At 68.5% G+C, this 15,962-nt stretch carries 15 protein-coding genes; 6 read left to right on the top strand and 9 right to left on the bottom strand.

What is annotated here, in order from left to right; all coding sequences use genetic code 11:
* Positions 1-977: 977 nt before the first annotated feature.
* Complete coding sequence (locus ON23_RS21020) at positions 978-1,973, top strand: alpha/beta hydrolase (RefSeq protein WP_083904130.1); 996 nt, start codon at positions 978-980, stop codon at positions 1,971-1,973.
* A 28-nt stretch (positions 1,974-2,001) separates the two neighbouring features.
* On the opposite strand, the gene ON23_RS21015 is transcribed toward ON23_RS21020, so the two are convergent.
* A complete protein-coding gene (locus ON23_RS21015) occupies positions 2,002-3,459 on the bottom strand; it encodes a wax ester/triacylglycerol synthase family O-acyltransferase (RefSeq protein WP_039780228.1) in 1,458 nt (485 codons plus the stop codon).
* Between the two features lie 451 nt (positions 3,460-3,910).
* On the opposite strand from ON23_RS21015, the gene ON23_RS36045 reads away from it, so the two are divergent.
* From ON23_RS36045 to ON23_RS20995, 4 genes are all read left to right on the top strand, one after another.
* The gene (locus ON23_RS36045) at positions 3,911-4,711 is read left to right on the top strand and encodes a DUF8176 domain-containing protein (protein WP_157170256.1); all 801 of its coding nucleotides are present in this window, start codon (positions 3,911-3,913) and stop codon (positions 4,709-4,711) included.
* Between the two features lie 79 nt (positions 4,712-4,790).
* A complete protein-coding gene (locus ON23_RS21005; protein WP_039780227.1) occupies positions 4,791-6,944 on the top strand; it encodes a molybdopterin oxidoreductase family protein in 2,154 nt (717 codons plus the stop codon).
* A gap of 112 nt (positions 6,945-7,056) precedes the next feature.
* The gene (locus tag ON23_RS21000) at positions 7,057-7,272 is read left to right on the top strand and encodes a biotin/lipoyl-binding carrier protein (RefSeq protein WP_036504493.1); all 216 of its coding nucleotides are present in this window, start codon (positions 7,057-7,059) and stop codon (positions 7,270-7,272) included.
* 54 nt (positions 7,273-7,326) lie between these two features.
* A complete protein-coding gene (locus ON23_RS20995) occupies positions 7,327-8,841 on the top strand; it encodes a sensor histidine kinase (RefSeq protein ID WP_039780226.1) in 1,515 nt (504 codons plus the stop codon).
* A gap of 191 nt (positions 8,842-9,032) precedes the next feature.
* Here ON23_RS20995 and ON23_RS20990 read toward each other — a convergent pair whose 3' ends face one another.
* Both ON23_RS20990 and ON23_RS20985 read right to left on the bottom strand, forming a co-directional pair.
* Positions 9,033-9,287, bottom strand: coding sequence for a WhiB family transcriptional regulator (locus ON23_RS20990; protein ID WP_030516005.1), 255 nt, complete (start codon positions 9,285-9,287; stop codon positions 9,033-9,035).
* A gap of 234 nt (positions 9,288-9,521) precedes the next feature.
* Entirely contained in the window at positions 9,522-10,619 is a 1,098-nt protein-coding gene (locus ON23_RS20985; RefSeq protein WP_039780225.1) for a diacylglycerol/lipid kinase family protein, read from the bottom strand.
* Between the two features lie 92 nt (positions 10,620-10,711).
* Between ON23_RS20985 and ON23_RS20980 the strand changes: the two genes are divergently transcribed.
* Complete coding sequence (locus ON23_RS20980; RefSeq protein ID WP_373282212.1) at positions 10,712-11,158, top strand: hypothetical protein; 447 nt, start codon at positions 10,712-10,714, stop codon at positions 11,156-11,158.
* Here ON23_RS20980 and ON23_RS20975 read toward each other — a convergent pair.
* The 6 genes from ON23_RS20975 to ON23_RS20950 all read right to left on the bottom strand — a co-directional run bounded on the left by ON23_RS20975 (position 11,140) and on the right by ON23_RS20950 (position 15,941).
* Positions 11,140-11,754, bottom strand: a complete 615-nt coding sequence (locus ON23_RS20975; RefSeq protein WP_039780224.1) for a GNAT family N-acetyltransferase — start codon at positions 11,752-11,754, stop codon at positions 11,140-11,142. The two genes, ON23_RS20980 and ON23_RS20975, sit on opposite strands and share 19 nt — an antisense overlap.
* A 38-nt stretch (positions 11,755-11,792) precedes the next feature.
* Positions 11,793-13,112 (bottom strand): RNA polymerase sigma factor, encoded by a 1,320-nt coding sequence (locus ON23_RS20970; RefSeq protein ID WP_051042990.1) that lies wholly within the window; start codon positions 13,110-13,112, stop codon positions 11,793-11,795.
* Positions 13,113-13,120: 8 nt separating this feature from the next.
* The gene (locus ON23_RS20965; RefSeq protein ID WP_039780222.1) at positions 13,121-13,462 is read right to left on the bottom strand and encodes a YciI family protein; all 342 of its coding nucleotides are present in this window, start codon (positions 13,460-13,462) and stop codon (positions 13,121-13,123) included.
* 93 nt (positions 13,463-13,555) lie between these two features.
* Positions 13,556-14,035 (bottom strand): GNAT family N-acetyltransferase, encoded by a 480-nt coding sequence (locus tag ON23_RS20960; RefSeq protein WP_039780221.1) that lies wholly within the window; start codon positions 14,033-14,035, stop codon positions 13,556-13,558.
* Positions 14,032-14,667, bottom strand: a complete 636-nt coding sequence (locus ON23_RS20955) for an acid phosphatase (protein ID WP_223273653.1) — start codon at positions 14,665-14,667, stop codon at positions 14,032-14,034. Before ON23_RS20955 ends, ON23_RS20960 begins: the two co-directional genes overlap by 4 nt.
* Positions 14,668-14,723: 56 nt before the next feature.
* Positions 14,724-15,941, bottom strand: a complete 1,218-nt coding sequence (locus tag ON23_RS20950; RefSeq protein ID WP_039780218.1) for an Rv3212 family protein — start codon at positions 15,939-15,941, stop codon at positions 14,724-14,726.
* Positions 15,942-15,962 lie beyond the last annotated feature (21 nt).

Here is a 15,962-nt window from a genome sequence, read left to right as displayed (position 1 = left end):
CAATGGAGAGAACGACTTCGGTCGTCGCGACGAGGAAGCGGCCGACCGTCCGAGCCGTTCGACAAGATCATCGCACACCGTCCGCGCGGCCGGGATCACCGGTCTCGAGCGGCGGTGTGAGCCCGATTCCCGGGGTGTGGCGGGTCTCCGGCGAGTTCCGAAAAAAATTTTCCTAGCAAAACGAAGGGTCTCGAAGACCTGTCGAGACCGTCGAGCGGTGCCGTGCGCGCATCACCCTGTACCCGGTTCCGCGAAAGCTGAAACTTCCGATCGGAAGTGAAACGTGTTGTCGAGCAAGTCAACTCGCCGAGCGGGGCGCGGTACACGTGGCGGACTCCGGTCCGGTCCGAGGGAACCGATTCCGTCCGGAAGTTGCCTGAAAATAGCTACACGGCGGTAGTGAAGCGGGTTCGAGTTTTAGAGGAGGTGCTTGCTTGAAAAGTGGACGCTTGATATGTTGCCTCGGTCACTAACCGGTACCGGCCGTGACCGATAACTCTCAGGCGTGATTCCGGCGACTGAGAGGCGATTGAACACGCTCACAAAGGAGATTCATCGATGGGTTCGATGGGCGACTTGCTTACCGCGTTGATTCCGGCCCTGGGTTCCGCAGTTGCGGGTGACGGGCTGTGGGAAACCTTCCTCGGTTCGCTCGGAAGCATCGTCAAGTAATTCGACGAAACCGCTCGTATTCATCGAGTTGCGCGCGGCAACTCGATGCACGGATATTTAGGAGAAAAGTATGGGATCGCTCATCGATATTCTGGGAATGGGCACACAGAGCGCCGGTTCGGTCGGAACCACCATCGTGAATGCGCTCATCACCCTCAGCGGTGGCACCCCGGCCGCCGGAAAATAATCCAGTCGTCGATGGTGGGGGCTCACTCGAATCGGGTGCGCCCCCACAGTGCTGTGCAGAGGTGGTAGTGGTGTCGAGCGGTAAGAGGACCGGCGCGGTGCGCGGGATCGCCTGGCTGATGGCATATCTCGGTGCGACCGCCCTGCTGTGGACGTCGGTCGCGCCGATCGGCTCGGCCGCCCCGGCGGCGCATATCGTCGGTGAAACCCCGGGCCCCGGGCGTGTCCTCGAGATCAGTGTCCATTCGCCGGCGATGGATCGCGATATCCCCCTGCACGTGTTGCCCGCGAGGGACTCTCGCACTCCGGCGCCCACGCTGTATCTGCTCAACGGCGCCGGCGGTGGCGAGGACGCCGCGACCTGGCTGGCGCAGACCGATGCCGCGGACTTCTTCGCCGACAAGCACGTCAACGTGGTGATCCCGATGGAGGGCGCGTTCAGTTACTACACCGACTGGGAGCGCGACGACCCGGGCCTGGCGAAGAAACTGAAGAACAACGGCCGGAACAAGTGGGCCACCTTCCTCACCGACGAGCTTCCGCCCGTGATCGATTCGGCCTTCGGTGCCACGGGCGCCAACGCGCTGGCCGGCATCTCGATGGCCGGTACCTCGGTGCTGGATCTGGCGATCGAGGCCCCGGCGCTCTATCGGAGCGTCTCCGCATACAGCGGTTGCGCGATGACCAGCGATCCGCTCGGCCAGTCGTTCGTCAGCCTGGTGATCAGCCTGGGCAAGGGTGATGCAACGAATATGTGGGGACCGGTCGGGGGTGAGGGCTGGAAGGCGCACGACCCGTATCTGCACGCCGACCGGCTGCCGCGGATTCCGATGTACATCTCCAGCGCGAGCGGACTCCCCGGCCGGCACGACAGTCTCGCCGACCCGAGCGTGCGCGCGAACACCGAGGTGCTGGCCAATCAGGTCCTGCTCGGCGGCGGTATCGAATCGGCGGCGAACTACTGCACGACCAAACTCGCCGAGCGCACCCGGGAACTCGGACGCACGCACATCACCTACAACTTCCATCCTGCGGGCACCCACTCGTGGGGCTATTGGCAGGACGACCTGCACAAATCCTGGCCGATGATGGCGGCGGCGATCGGCGCGAACTGATCCGCTCCGCCCGCCGCCGCGCGGTCCGTCACCTCTGTGGGGCGAGCCGTTCACTCAGCTCCCGGAACGAGCGCAGCAGCAGTTCGCCGTACCGCGCCGGGTCCGGAAGCATGCCGGCATCGGAGCTGACCGCGATCACCACCTGATCGCCCTGAGACGTGATCAGATGCCGCAGCCCGTCGCCGTCCATGATCGGGAGCACACCGAAGACGCTGATCACCGGTGCGCCGAGAAATTCCAGACGGTCCGCGACCGGAGGCACATTGCTGACGGTGGTGTTGGACAGCGGCACCGCGTCGACCTCGTCGAAAACCCGCTGCGCGCGAGCCCATCCGGCCAGGCGCAACAGCCAGGCGGGTGAGGTCTGCATACGGCTCTCGCGGGCGATGACCGCCGGGTCGGCCCAGCGCTGCTTCTCCTCCCGCGCGGAGTTCCGGATGGCGTACAGGCGTTCCAGCGGATCGCCGAGATCGGTGTGCAGGTCCACCGACATCTGGCACAGCTGATTCGCCGAATTCCACTGCGCGAGCCCGCGCATCGAGATCGGCACCATCGCACCGAGCGATGCGGACGGCGTTTCGTCCTGCTCGGCGAGATAGGCCGACAGCGCGCCCGAGACGACGGTCAGCAGCAGGTCGTTGACCGTGATGTGCTCGGCGGAGGCCGCTTTCGCCGCCCTGACCTGTGCGAGCGGCAGGGTGACCAGATCGAAGACGGGTGTCGCGCCGATGCGGCGGTTGAAGCGGGTGGCGGGCCGCAGTGGAATCGGTTCGCGGAGCAGGTTTTCCGCGGCCTTGGCTGCGACCGTGCGTGCCGCCGCCCGCGTGCGGGCCACGCCGGAGACGAAACGTGTGAACCGATACGGTGTGACGGCGGCGGCGCGCACCAGCGCGCCCGGCTGCGACCAGCGGCGATCGGTCGTGGGAAGCGGTGGATGAGAAGCCGCGGTGCCGAACAGTTTTCGCTCGAGTTCGCGGGTGGCCACACCGTCGCCGACGCTGTGATGGAACTTCAGCACCACGATCGTCACCGGATCGGCGGTGCCGGGAAATCCACGCACACCGTCGAAGAGGTGCAGTTCCCACGGCGGCCGGGTGAGATCCATCCGGGCCGCGGCGATCTCGGCCAGGCGGCCGCGTACCTCGTTCCAGGACCACGACGCGCGTTCCTCGATCGTCACGTGATGATCGATGTCGAAGCCGGGATCGGGAACCCAGTACGGCAGGTCGACATCGCCCGGTACCCGTTCCAAGCGGCGGTGGAACAGCGATGCGTAACCGAGCCGCTCCCGCATCCAGGCCCGCACCTGTGCCCGGCTCACCGATCGGCCTTCCGGTTCCGCCGCACCGGCGAAGACATAGGCGGCGACGATATTCGACGGATGCCGCTCGAACTCGTCGTAGACGAATACCGCATCGCGCGGCGTCAGCTGTTCGGCAGTGAGGTGGAGAACGCTGCTCGCATCGCGGACCGTTGTCGTCGTCATGATTACTCCTGACCGGACATTGTGCGAGCGGGAGATGATATGTCCGCACAATTCTTTCTGCGGCGCAGTCTACAGTCGCGGTGACCGATGCGGCCATGGCGGTAGACCGATCTGGTGCGGAAATGGGCGACCGTCGAAAAACGCAGAAATCTGCCGCCATGAATGTAAGAAATTCCCGAGCGAGCGGGCGGGGGCGGTTCTCAGTGGTTACGCGGCCCGGCGACAGCGAAGCATCGATTCCAGATAGTAATAGCTGTTATGCATCACTTTGCTTCTGGCTGATACGTTCTCCGCATGATTGCCGCGAGCGCCTCCGATGGCTGCCTGTAGCCAAGGCTGCGCGTGAATGGCAAGGAGTACCTCCCAGTGCTGGGAGCGGCTTCCGGTTGTGCGGCCGGACAAGTACTGGCATCGTCTTCCCCGCGGGACAGCAGCGGGCGTGAGGGATGTGATGAGTTCTGACTCCAACCGGCCGCCCGGACCCGTGCCGCAACCGTTCGGCCCGCCGGTCGGCTCGGCCGATTGGTTCACGCCGCCCCGACCGCCGCAGCCGCCCCCGCTGCGCGATTCGCGTCCCGCGGCATCGCCACCGCGAATAGTCCGGCGGGCGCCGGAGTCGCCGGAATGGGCGATCGATCCCGATGCCATTCAGCTCGCACTGGGTCCGACCACCCGGCCGCCGCGCCGGCCTCGTCGGCGCAAGTGGTGGATCGCCGCCGCGGCCGCCGTCGTCGTGCTCGCGCTGGCCGGCGGCGGAATCGCCCTGGCGGTGACGGTCGCGCGCAAGGAACCGGGTACCGCCGCCGCCGTGGCGACCGCAACGACCCCGGCCCCGGCCGGGTCCGCCGAAACATCCGCCCCGGCCCCCGCGCCGCCGACTCCGGCGTGCCCGGCCGAGTCGCACGACGGGATCGTCGTGGGCAACGGTGCCGGCGGCGTCACCGACGGGCCGAATTCCATTCTGGGATTCGAGTATTCGTATTACACCGAGCGCAGCGGTGAGCGGGCCCAGGCGTTCGTCGCCCCGGACACCGTCAACGTCGCCGCCGCGGCCGGTCTGCAACAGGCGATCGACACGGTGATCCCGCCCGGGACCACCTACTGCGTTCACATCACCACGCGCGAGCCGGATCTGTTCGATGTGGATATCGAGGAGCACCGGCCCGACGGCGGTCACACGACCTACCTGCAGTCCGTGCGTACGGTCGTCCGTGACGGCCGCACCCTGCTCTACGAGATCCGCGGGCGGTAACGGCCGATCCGGCGGGGGCTGTACCGAGGCCGCGGGCGCCGGTACGCTGCGAGATGCCCCGCGCGTGAGAGGATGTGCCATGGATACTCGCATTGTTTCTCGACAGTGCACCCTGTGTGAGGCGCACTGCGGAATCCGGGTCACCGTCGAAGGCGACCGCGTCGTCCGGATCGAGGGAAATCCCGACGATGTGCTGTCCGAGGGATATATCTGTCCCAAGGCCACGGCGATGGGAGCGCTGCACCACGACCCGGATCGGCTCCGCACACCGGTACGCCGCGTCGGCGACCGGTTCGAGCCGATCGGCTGGGACGAAGCCTTCCGCGAGATCGGGCAGCGGCTGCGCCGAATCCGCGCGGAGCACGGTCCGAGCGCGATCGGCATGTATCTGGGAAACCCTGCGGCACATAGTTCTTCGGTGTTGTACGGCGTGCTGTTGCGGGTCGCGCTGGCGACCCGCAACTTCTTCTCCGCTTCCTCGATCGATCAATTCCCGCAGGAGTTCGCGGCCTGGCGGATGTTCGGATCCAATGTCCTGATGCCGGTCGCCGATATCGATCGCACCGACCGGCTGGTGATCCTGGGCGCGAATCCGGCGGTGTCGAACGGGTCGGTGACGACCATGCCGAATGCCAAGCAGCGCATCAAGCGGGTGCGTGAGCGCGGCGGCACGGTCGTGGTGATCGATCCGCGCCGCACCGAGACCGCGCGGCTGGCCGACCAGCACATCGCGGTCGTTCCGGGTGGTGACGTCTATTTGCTGCTGGCCGTGCTCAATGTGCTGATCGACGAAAAGCTGTGCGACGAGCGGGCCGTGCGTGCGCGCTGTTCGGGCTGGGACCAACTGCGCGAGACCGTCGCACAGTGCACGCCCGAAGTGGCGGCCCCGCATGCCGGTGTCGACGCCGAGACCATCCGCGGTTTCGCCCGCGACCATGCCGCGGCCCGCTCGGCCGTGCTCTACGCGCGGATCGGCGTATGCCAGCAGGTGACCGGCACACTCACGCACTGGCTGGTGAACACGATCAACGCGGTGACCGGCAATCTGGACCGGGCGGGCGGGCAGATGTTCGCGACCGCGCCGGTCGACGCCGCCCGGTACGGCAAATATCTGCCGATGGGTCACGGCGCGTGGACCGACCGCTCGGGCCGCTACAAGTCCTTCCGGTCCGAACTGCCGGTCGCGGCGCTGGCCGACGAGATTCTCACCGAGGGCCGCGGGCAGATCCGGGCGATGGTCACCTACGCCGGCAATCCGGTGCTGTCGACGCCGCAGCGCGGACGCCTGGACGCGGCGCTGGAATCGCTGGATTTCTTTGTGGCCGTGGACATGTACGTCACCGAGACCACCCGGCACGCCGACATCATCCTGCCGCCGGTGTCCCAGCTCGAGCGCGAGGACGTCAACCTGCTGTTCCCGGTGTTCAGCGTGCGCAACAATCTGCGCTACGACGCCAGGGTGTTCGAGCCGCCGGCCGACGGCCTCGAGGACTGGGAGATCATGGCGCGGCTGGTCACCGAGGTCGTGCCGCTGCCGGCGCGACGCCTCACCGGCAGGATGCTGAACGCGATGTTCGAACGCCTCTCGCCGGTGCGGCTGGCCGCGCTGGGCATCGCGGCCGGTCCGTACGGCGTGCTGCGCCGCGGCCGGGCGGGCCTGACCATCACCAAGCTGCGCGCGTCCGCGGGCGGCATCGATCTCGGGCCGCTGCGCCCGCGCCTGCGCACGCTGATCGGCACCCGCGACCGCAAGGTCCGGTTGGCGCCGCAGGATTTCCGTGCCGAGGTGGCGAAGCTGCTCACCGACCTGCCGGCGACTCCGCCCGCCGGAGCCGACGGATTCGATCTGCGCCTGATCGGCCGTCGCCATCTGCGCAGCAACAACTCGTGGCTGCACAACGTCCCGGCCATGGTGAAGGGCCGCGATCGCTGCACCGTCCTCATGCATCCGGCCGACGCCGGCGCGCGCGGGCTGGCCGACGGGGAACCGGTCACCGTCACCTCGTCGAGCGGTTCGATCGTGGTGACCCTGGAGGTCGGTGACGATATCCGCCCCGGCACGGTCGCGATCCCGCACGGCTGGGGTCACCGCGAACCCGGCGTCGGCTGGCGGGTCGCCGCGTCCCTCCCGGGCGCCAACGTCAACCTCCTCCACGATCCGGCACTGGTCGACCCGCTGTCCGGCACAGCTGCCGTCAACAACACCTGGGTCAAGGTGAGCACCACCGCATAACCGGCGCGACAGCGCCTACGGCTCGGTATCTTTCGAGCGATCGAACGCTCTCGGCACGGATGTGGTTGGCTGTACCGTCAGCGGATACGGGCCGATCGACCGGAAGGGTGTCATGGCTGAGGAAGTGCTCGCGGAGATGGTGTCCACCGTCTTCCAGATCGTCGCGCACGAGGGCGCGGCCGTGCGCGAAGGTGACACCCTGGTGCTGCTGGAATCGATGAAGATGGAGATTCCGGTGGTGGCCGAGGCGGACGGCACCGTCGCCTCGATCAATGTGAAACCGGGCGACGTCCTGCAGAAGGGCGATCTGATCGCCGTCATCTCCTAGCTTCCGCCGCGACACCACGTCGGCTCACGGGCGGGTGCCGTAGCCTTTGTTCCCGTGTCCACTCTTAGTGATCTGCTCGCCGAACACACCGATCTCCCCGGTGCGGCGGTGGATCATCTGCAGCGCGTGGTGGGGGATTGGCAGCTGCTGGCCGACCTGTCGTTCGCCGATCTGCAACTGTGGGTCGGGATCGGCCCGGTGACCGACGGGGCCGACGTGGTCTGCGTCGCCCAATGCCGGCCGACGACCGCCCCGACGGTCCAGCCCGACGATCTGGTCGGATCGCTGGCATCGCGCCAGGAACATCCGCAGATCTTCCAGGCCCTGAGCTCGGGGGAGATCGTGCGGGTCGAGGGCGACGGCGAATCGACCGGCGTCTACCACCCCACCCCGGCGCGGGTCATCCGCGAGGGGATTCCGGTGCGCTGCGGGACCGACGTCATCGCCGTACTCGGCCGCGACACCGATATGCAGCGCTCGAAGGTCCGCGGCAGCCTCGAGCACGCCTATATGAGCTGCGCCGACGATCTGTGTCAGATGATCGCCGACGGCACCTTCCCCACCCTCGAGGACCGCACCGGCTCACATTCCAGCCCGCGCGCCGGGGACGGCTTCATCCGCCTCGACACCGCCGGTCTGGTCGTCTACGCCAGCCCGAACGCGCTGTCGGCGTACCACCGCATGGGCCTGCAGAGCGAGCTGGCCGGGCACGATCTGGCCCAGTCGACCCGCTCGCTGATCACCGATCCGTTCGACGCGCAGGAGGTCGTCAGCGACATCCAGGCCGCGCTGGCCGGCAAATCGGGCCGGCGGATGGAGGTCGAGGCACGCGGCGCGACGGTACTGCTGCGCACGCTGGTGCTGCGTCCGCACGGTGAACTGGCGGGGGCCGCGGTGCTGGTCCGCGACGTCACGGAGGTCAAGCGCCGCGACCGGGCGCTGCTGTCCAAGGACGCCACCATCCGCGAGATCCATCATCGGGTGAAGAACAACCTGCAGACCGTCGCCGCGCTGCTGCGTCTGCAGGCCCGCCGCACCGAGAACGAAGAGGCTCGGGTGGCGCTCACCGAATCGGTGCGCCGCGTCACCTCCATCGCCTCCGTGCACGAAATGCTGTCGATGTCGGTGGACGAGGAGGTCGACCTCGACGAGGTGGTCGATCGCCTGTTGCCGATCATGGCCGATGTGGCGACCGTGCACACCGCCCGCATCAAGGTCCGCCGCGACGGTTCGCTGGGAGTTTTCTCGGCCGAACGCGCGACCCCGTTGGTGATGGTGCTGACCGAATTGGTGCAGAATGCCATCGAGCACGCCTTCGACGCGGGCGAAAACGGCACTGTCACAATACGTTCCGAGCGTTCGGCGCGGTGGCTCGATGTCATCATCAGCGACGACGGACGTGGGTTGCCGGAGGGATTCAGCCTCGACGGTTCCGATCGGCTGGGATTGCAGATCGTGCGCACTCTGGTGACCGCGGAACTCGGCGGCTCGATCGGTTTGCATCCCGGCGCCGATATCGGCACCGACGCCGTGCTGCGGGTCCCGCTGGGTCGCCGCAACGCGCGCTGAAACGGCGCCTCGCGCACGCGAGTCGCGGAAATCGGATAAGTCCGAATCGCTGTCGAACGGTTATGTGAAATGGCGCGGGAAAACAATCCGGCAACAAAAACAGTGAAGCCCGGCACCTTTAAGGTGCCGGGCCGAAATGCGTTACCGGTCGGGGCTGTGCGGTTTACTACAGGCCGGTAACGCCGCGCGTCTCAGACGACGCTGCGAGTGCGGGTGCGGGCGTTGCGCCGCTTCAGCGCCCGGCGCTCGTCTTCGCTCATACCACCCCACACGCCGGCATCCTGTCCGGAGGACAGGGCCCAGGACAGGCAGTCGGCGGTCACGGGGCAGCGGGCGCAGACCAGCTTGGCATCGGCAATCTGCGCGAGCGCCGGACCACTGTTACCCACCGGGAAGAACAGCTCGGGGTCCTCGTCGCGACAGATGGCCTTGTGGCGCCAGTCCATTCCTCTGCTCCTTTGCATGGGCGCCGTAAGGCGCCGCTGGTTTGTGGTCCGTTCACTTGTGCGTCTCGAATGTTTCCGCACGGTTGCTTGTGAATGCTTTCACGAACACCGTAGATGTCAATAGCCTTCGGGTGCACCGTGGGGAAGCTCACGCTCTAAAGCCCTGAAAAGCCGGGCCTGCGGAGTCCTTTGTACTCGCTTGTGCTGGTTTCCGCAGCGCAACTGCGAGGTTTCTCAGTTGTGTCGGGCGGAATCCGGCTTGGGAGCGACCACTTCGAGCACTTCCGGCACCGAGGTGAAATCCACCACGTTGCGCCGGCCGATGAAGTCGCCATCGATTTGCAGACCGACCTCGTCGTCGGCCTCGATTCGCACCGAAGATACATCGTCGACGCGAAACAAATTGCGGGCCTTCGGATCTCCGTCGGACGCCAGGAGTTGCCTGGCGACCGACAGTGTCGGCAATACCCCCATCGTCCGCATCGCAAACACACCGAGCCCGCGTTCGAACGTCGTCCCGGGATTGGTGCGCACCGGAGTGCTGTCCAGATACGTCCATGGACTGGTGTTCGTCACGAAGGCGTAATGCACACCCGGCACCGGATCGTGGCCGGGAACGCGCACGGTGATCGCGGGCTCGCGCCGCTTGGCGCGGAAGAACTGCCGGACCGTGGTGCGCAGGTACCGGGCCGGCGTCGCGGCATGACCCGCTGCGCGGCTGCGATCGATCGCCTCGCACACGTCGGCGTCCAACCCGACGCCCGCGCTGAACGCGCACCAGCGGCCGTCGGCGACCATCAGGCCGATCCGGCGATCGCCGGCGTGCGCGTCGCCGCCGTCGAGCGAGAGCAGGTCGATGAGCTGATTGGTCGCGGCCACCGGATCCGCTTCGATACCCAGCGACCGCGCGAACACGTTCGCCGAACCGCCCGGGATGACGCCCAACCGCGGGATCCAGCTGCCCGCTCGTCGCGCGGCGGCCGATTCCGCGGCGCCGACGGGATCCGATGCGGACGCGCCCGGTTGCGGCAGCGCGGATGTGCCCGGTTCCGGCAGCGCCGATGTGCCCGGTTCCGGCAGGGCCGATGTGCCCGGTTCCGGCAGCGGGAGGAATCCGTTGACGGTCTCGTTGACCGTGCCGTCGCCGCCGTGCACCACGATCAGATCCATCTCGGCATCGGTCGCCCACTGCGCCAATTCCGCGGCGTGCCCGCGATGCTGGGTATGCGCCACGATGAGCTGGGTGCGGCTCTCCAGCGCGTGTGCGAGCAGATCCCGCGTGGCCGGAGTGGTCGAGGTGGCATTCGGATTCACGATCAACAGCGTCCGCACCCTGAGCAGCCTACTGAGCGATCGCCGCCGAATCCCGCCGCGGAGGTGACCATGCGTGCGAGGCCCGGTTCGCGCGGTTCTACGCTGGGCGGGTGGCGAAGCAGAACGCGGACAGTGAGAGCACCGGCGGCACCACCGGCGGCGCGGCCGACCCGACTCCGGGCACGGTGCGCGGCGCCGGCGCGCTGGCCACGCTCGAGGGCCTGATCGGGGTGATCATCGCGATCGTGCTCGTGGTGCAGGGCATCACGTCTTCGGACACCTCCGCGAAATCGGCCTACGGTACCGCCGCCTGGTTCGTCATCCTGGCCGGCGCGGTGCTGGCCGCCGGTATCGGCCTGCTGCGCGGAAAGCGCTGGGGCCGGGCCATCGTGGTGATCGCGCAGGTCCTGCTCCTGCCCGCCGCCTGGTACATGCTCAGCTCGCATCGATTCGAATTGGGCATTCCGGTCGGGCTGCTCGCTCTGGTCACCCTCGGCCTGATCTTCTCGCCGCCGTCGGTGCGCTGGATGGCCCAGGCCTACGACGTCGCGGACTGACGCCACATCGGCCACAGCAGCGGTCCGCCGCCGGTGACGTCGAGTTCGCTACGCAGATCGAACCCGTAGCGCTCGTAATAGGCGATATTGGCGAATTTGCTGGATTCCAGATACGCGGGCGCGCCGGTTTCGTCACAGTGCGCCAGCCGCGGCGCCAGCAGGGCGTGCCCGTACCCCTTGCCGCGGACCGCCGGATCGGTGCCGACGATGGCGAGATACCAGTGCGGTTCGTGCGGATGCGCCTTGCTCATCCGATCCGACATGCGCCCGGCGGCGAGCAGCCGCAGCCGGAACGCACGCGCCAGCGCGGGCAGCATCCGCAGCTGATCGGCGTCCGAGGAATTCCACTGCCCGGGCGGCGACCACACCGCGCCCCCGACGATCCGGCCCGACGGATCGAAGGCCGCGTCGACTGCCCCGTGCCGCAGGTACAGATGCCGGATCAGCGCGCCGAACATGATGGCCGCGCGCGCGGGCCGGGTGCGTTCGGCCGGTATGCACCACCGCACGATCGGATCGTCGTCGAACGCCAGACCCAGCACGCGGGCCAGTTCGGGCACCTCCGATTCCGTCACGGGACGAACGGTCACATCCATCGGTCCACCCTATGCCCGCGACCGCGCGAAACGCCGCCTCAGCGGCCGTTGTGGCGGCCGGACGCGCGCCGGTCGAGCTCGGCCAGGCGGCGGTCGAGAAAGTCGCGCTCGGCGGCGTTCTCGGTCAGCAGCAGGGCCTCGGAGTAGGCGAGCCGGGCCTCGTCGAACCGCCCGAGTTCGGTGAGGAAGTGGGCGCGCGCGGCGGGCAGGTAGCTGTACCCGGCCAGCTGCGGTTCGGCGGCCAGGGTGTCGAGCGCGGCGTACCCGGCGGCCGGATCACCCGCCATCCCGATCGCGACGGCGCGATTGAGCGCCACCACCGGCGACGGCCAGATCCGGATCAGCACGTCGTAGAGCCCGCGGATCTCCTGCCAGTCGGTGGCGGCGTAGCTGGGCGCCTCGGCGTGCACGGCGGCGATCGCGGCCTGCAACGCGTAGCGGCCCGGCCGCCGTTCCAGCGCGAAGCGCACCAGCGCGATGCCCTGGGTGATCTCCTCCCGATCCCAGCGCGCGCGGTCCTGATCGGCCAGCGCGACCATGGCGCCGCCGGCCGTCACCCGCGCCGCGCGGCGGGCGTCGGTGAGCAGCAGCAGCGCGAGCAGGCCCGCGATCTCCGGATCCTCCGGCAGCAGACCGTGCAGCATTCGCGCCAGATCGAGGGCGCGTTCGGTCAGATCGCGGCGGATGAGGTCGTCGCCCGACGGTGCGGTGTGCCCGGTGGTGAACAGCAGATGCACCACCGCCAGCACGGCCTCGACGCGCTCGGGCAGTTCGGCCGGTCCCGGCACCCGGTAGGGAATCCGGGCCGCGGCGATCTTCTTCTTGGCGCGGGTGATCCGCGCGGCCATCGTCGGCTCGGCCACCAGGAAGGCGCGCGCCACCTCGGCCGTGGTGAGCCCGCAGACCAGACGCAGAGTGAGCGCGACCTGGGTCTGCGGGGCCAGTGCCGGATGGCAACAGGTGCAGATCAGTCGCAAGCGGTCGTCCGGGAACTGCGGATCGTACGGATCGATGGCATCGAAATCGGTTGTCCCGGCGGTTGTTTCGTCCGCGATCAGCAACGGCAACGCGCGGCGCGCGGTGGACTGCCGGCGCAGCAGATCCAGTGCGCGGTTGCGCGCCACCGTGGTCAGCCAGGCCGCGGGCCGGGACGGAATTCCGTCCGCGGCCCATCGCACCAGCGCCTGCGCGTACGCGTCCTGGACGCATTCCTCGGCGAGCTCGAGGTCGTGGGTCACCCGCACGGTCGCCGCCAGTACGAACGCCCACTCCCGGCGATGCGCGTCGGCCACCGCCGCGGCGACCCGGTCGGTGGAGCGGTCGAGGCGGGCGGGGCCGGGGGAGTGGTCGTCGAGCACGGTGCGGCTCAGCTCAATTCGAGGACCGGGCGCACTTCCACGCCCCCGGAGCTCATCGGCACGCGGCGGGCGATGGCGATCGCGGCGTCGAGGTCCTCGGCCTCGATCAGGTAGTAGCCGCCCAGCTGCTCCTTGGTCTCGGCGAACGGGCCGTCGGTGATCACGAAGTCACCGGCGCCGTCCGGTCGCATACTGGTGGCGGTGTGACTGTGGTGCAAGGCGTTTCCGCCGCGCAGCGCCGCCGCGTGGGCCTCACCGAACTGCCGATGACTGTCGAACATCGCGCTGCCGGACTCCGGTTCGGCCACGGCACGCTCGTCCTGGTAGATGAGGATCAGATATTGCGACATGGTTTCGTCCTCCGAGTGGGTGGCCCGCCTTTCGAGCCATTCAACTCTTCGACGCGCATCCCGCCGCGGAATCGACACCGGCGCGCAGAATTCTCAGGAATTTCCGGAATCCGCGAGCCGTGCCAGCGCGTCACCCGCGAGCCGGAACCCGGTCCACTCGTCCTGGGCCACCGCGCCCAGCCCGCGATAGAACTCGATCGAGGGCGTATTCCAGTCCAGCACCGACCAATCCACCCGGGTGTACCCGTTGGCCACGGCCTCGCGGGCCAGCTCGGCGAGCAGCGCCCTGCCCAGGCCGCGACCGCGCGCCTCCGGCCGGACGTACAGATCTTCCAGGTAGATGCCGTGCTTACCGGTCCAGGTCGAATAGTTCAGAAACCAGACCGCGCATCCGGCGACCCGCCCGTCGACGGTCGCGACGTGGGCGAACAGCGCCGGCGCCGGACCGAACAGGGCGGAGTGCAGGTCGGCGGCCGTCAAGGCGCACTGTTCGCGCGCCTTCTCGTACTCGGCGAGGTCGTAGACGAGTTCGACGAGGGCGGGCACATCCTCGGGTGTGGCGCGGCGAATCATCGGCCCGCCTCCGTATCGGATGCTCGACTCGCCTCGGGCGGCGGCACGATGTTGTGCGCCAGAATCGTCGCGGCCTGGTGATCGTGGCCCAGTACGCTGATCGCGGCGGTGGACAGGAAGAATCGCCGTCCCTCCCGGGCCGGGAAACCGGCCCAGCGCGCGATCAGCACCCGGGAGAAATGTCCGTGCCCGACCAGCACCACATCGCGTGTACGCAGCGCCGGCGCCACCGACTCCAGCACCCGGTCGGCCCGCGCGCCGACCGCATCGGCGGATTCACCGCCCGGGACGTCGCCGGTGAAGACCGTCCAGCCGGGCGCCGTTTCGCGGATCTGCGGGGTGGTCAGGCCCTCGTAGTCGCCGTAATCCCATTCGACCAGGTCGTCGTCGATCCGCGGATCGGGCAGCCCGGCCAGTTCGGCGCTGTGCACGGCCCGCTGCTTCGGGCTGGTCAGGACCAGCGGATCGCTCAGGCCGAGTCCCGCCACGACCTTCCCGGCGGCCCGGGCCTGCGCTTCGCCGCGTTCGGTGAGCGCGATATCGGTGCGCCCGGTGTGTTTGCGCGCCGCCGACCACGCCGTCTCACCGTGCCGCAGCAGCACCAGCCGATAGTCCCTGTCCGATGCACTCATGATTTCGATCATGCCGCACCGAGCGACCGGGCGGGCGGACGGATCGGGGCGTGGGCTCAGCTGGTTCCGTAGAGCCGGCCGCCCCGCAACTCCAGCACCACCGGACCGCTCACGGCCAGCGAAATCGGCTCCCCGTGATAGTCGCTGCGCCGCAACGGGATCCGCTTCTGCTGGGCGCCGCTGCCCGGATCGAGCGCGGCGATACCGTCGGCGACCGGAACCAGGACGTTGCCCGCCATCATCGCCGGTGCGCCCAGGGCGTCCGGTGCGGTCCACAGCGGCTCGAAGGTGCTCGCGCTCAAGGCGATCACGCTGTTGCCGGTGAACACGAAATACGCCGAGCCGAGCCGGGTGACCGTGCTGTTGTCTGCGATCGGCGCGGTGAGACGGTGCACCGCAAGCGAATTCGCGTTGGTGTCGTAGATCGCGAATTCCGGTGGGGCGGCGTCGGTTCCGGGAAGATACAGCGCGATCCGGTTGTCCGTGACCGCCACGACGCGGGCGTTGGCGGCCGCCGCGCCGGGTTCGGTCACGACGTGCGAGCCGTACTCCTCCGGAGCGGAGGCGTCCTTCGGCGCAGGATTCAGCACCGTCAGCCGGTCCGCGGCATCGTCGGGGCAGCGTTCGAGCACGGCCAGGCGGCTGCCGCCCGAGGCCGCCGACAGCAGCGTGCAGCCGTGCCGGGGCTGGGTGTGCGGGTTCACCTGCGCGTCGACGTAGCCGTATTCGAGCGTGCGGACCAGATCCGACCGCCACACCTCCAGCCGGCGCGGGCCCTGGGCCAGCACGTAGGTGCCGTCGGTGGACAGCCGGACCTGCGAGTCCATATAGCTGCTGCGCGCGGTGCGCCGGCGCCCGTCCTCGGCACCGAGCATGGTGGTCTGGCTGCAACCGCGCGGATCGCGATAGGTGGCGATCACCGTGGCGAATTGGCTCTCCAGCCCGCACAGCGGCAGATCGCGCTGATACTTCCAGAGCTCACGCCCGGTGGCGGCGTCGAGGCCGCGGACGGTGCCGCCGTCCCCGGTGATGGCGACGCCGCTCGAGGTCAGTGCCCGCGCGGCGACGTCGTCGGGGGCGTGCCATCGTTCGGTGAGGGCATCCGGCAGCCGATCGGCCGACGGCGCCACCGAGGCCGGATGTGCCGCGGGATCGGATTCGGTGCCGCGGGCGTCGCTCGTCGACCACACGACAACCGCCGCGATCGCCACGACAACGGCGATCGCGACTGCGGCATAGAGGTCGGCGCGCGTCCGCCGCTCGGGTGCGAGCACGTCAGCGAGACTAACCGATCC

The organism is Nocardia cerradoensis NBRC 101014 (genome assembly GCF_000308535.1).
Classification (GTDB): domain Bacteria; phylum Actinomycetota; class Actinomycetes; order Mycobacteriales; family Mycobacteriaceae; genus Nocardia; species Nocardia cerradoensis.
The sequence above is the reverse complement of the archived record's forward strand: the minus strand, read 5'-3'. Positions and strand labels throughout refer to the sequence as shown.

Excerpts from the sequence above, each read along its gene's own strand:
- ON23_RS20955 (WP_223273653.1), bottom strand. The coding sequence starts at position 14,667 with ATGAGTGCATCGGACAGGGACTATCGGCTGGTGCTGCTGCGGCACGGT.
- ON23_RS20975 (WP_039780224.1), bottom strand. The coding sequence starts at position 11,754 with ATGGATGTGACCGTTCGTCCCGTGACGGAATCGGAGGTGCCCGAACTG.
- ON23_RS21015 (WP_039780228.1), bottom strand. The coding sequence starts at position 3,459 with ATGACGACGACAACGGTCCGCGATGCGAGCAGCGTTCTCCACCTCACT.
- ON23_RS20965 (WP_039780222.1), bottom strand. The coding sequence starts at position 13,462 with ATGTCGCAATATCTGATCCTCATCTACCAGGACGAGCGTGCCGTGGCC.
- ON23_RS21005 (WP_039780227.1), top strand. The coding sequence starts at position 4,791 with ATGGATACTCGCATTGTTTCTCGACAGTGCACCCTGTGTGAGGCGCAC.
- ON23_RS21020 (WP_083904130.1), top strand. The coding sequence starts at position 978 with ATGGCATATCTCGGTGCGACCGCCCTGCTGTGGACGTCGGTCGCGCCG.
- ON23_RS20960 (WP_039780221.1), bottom strand. The coding sequence starts at position 14,035 with ATGATTCGCCGCGCCACACCCGAGGATGTGCCCGCCCTCGTCGAACTC.
- ON23_RS20990 (WP_030516005.1), bottom strand. The coding sequence starts at position 9,287 with ATGGACTGGCGCCACAAGGCCATCTGTCGCGACGAGGACCCCGAGCTG.
- ON23_RS36045 (WP_157170256.1), top strand. The coding sequence starts at position 3,911 with ATGAGTTCTGACTCCAACCGGCCGCCCGGACCCGTGCCGCAACCGTTC.
- ON23_RS21000 (WP_036504493.1), top strand. The coding sequence starts at position 7,057 with ATGGCTGAGGAAGTGCTCGCGGAGATGGTGTCCACCGTCTTCCAGATC.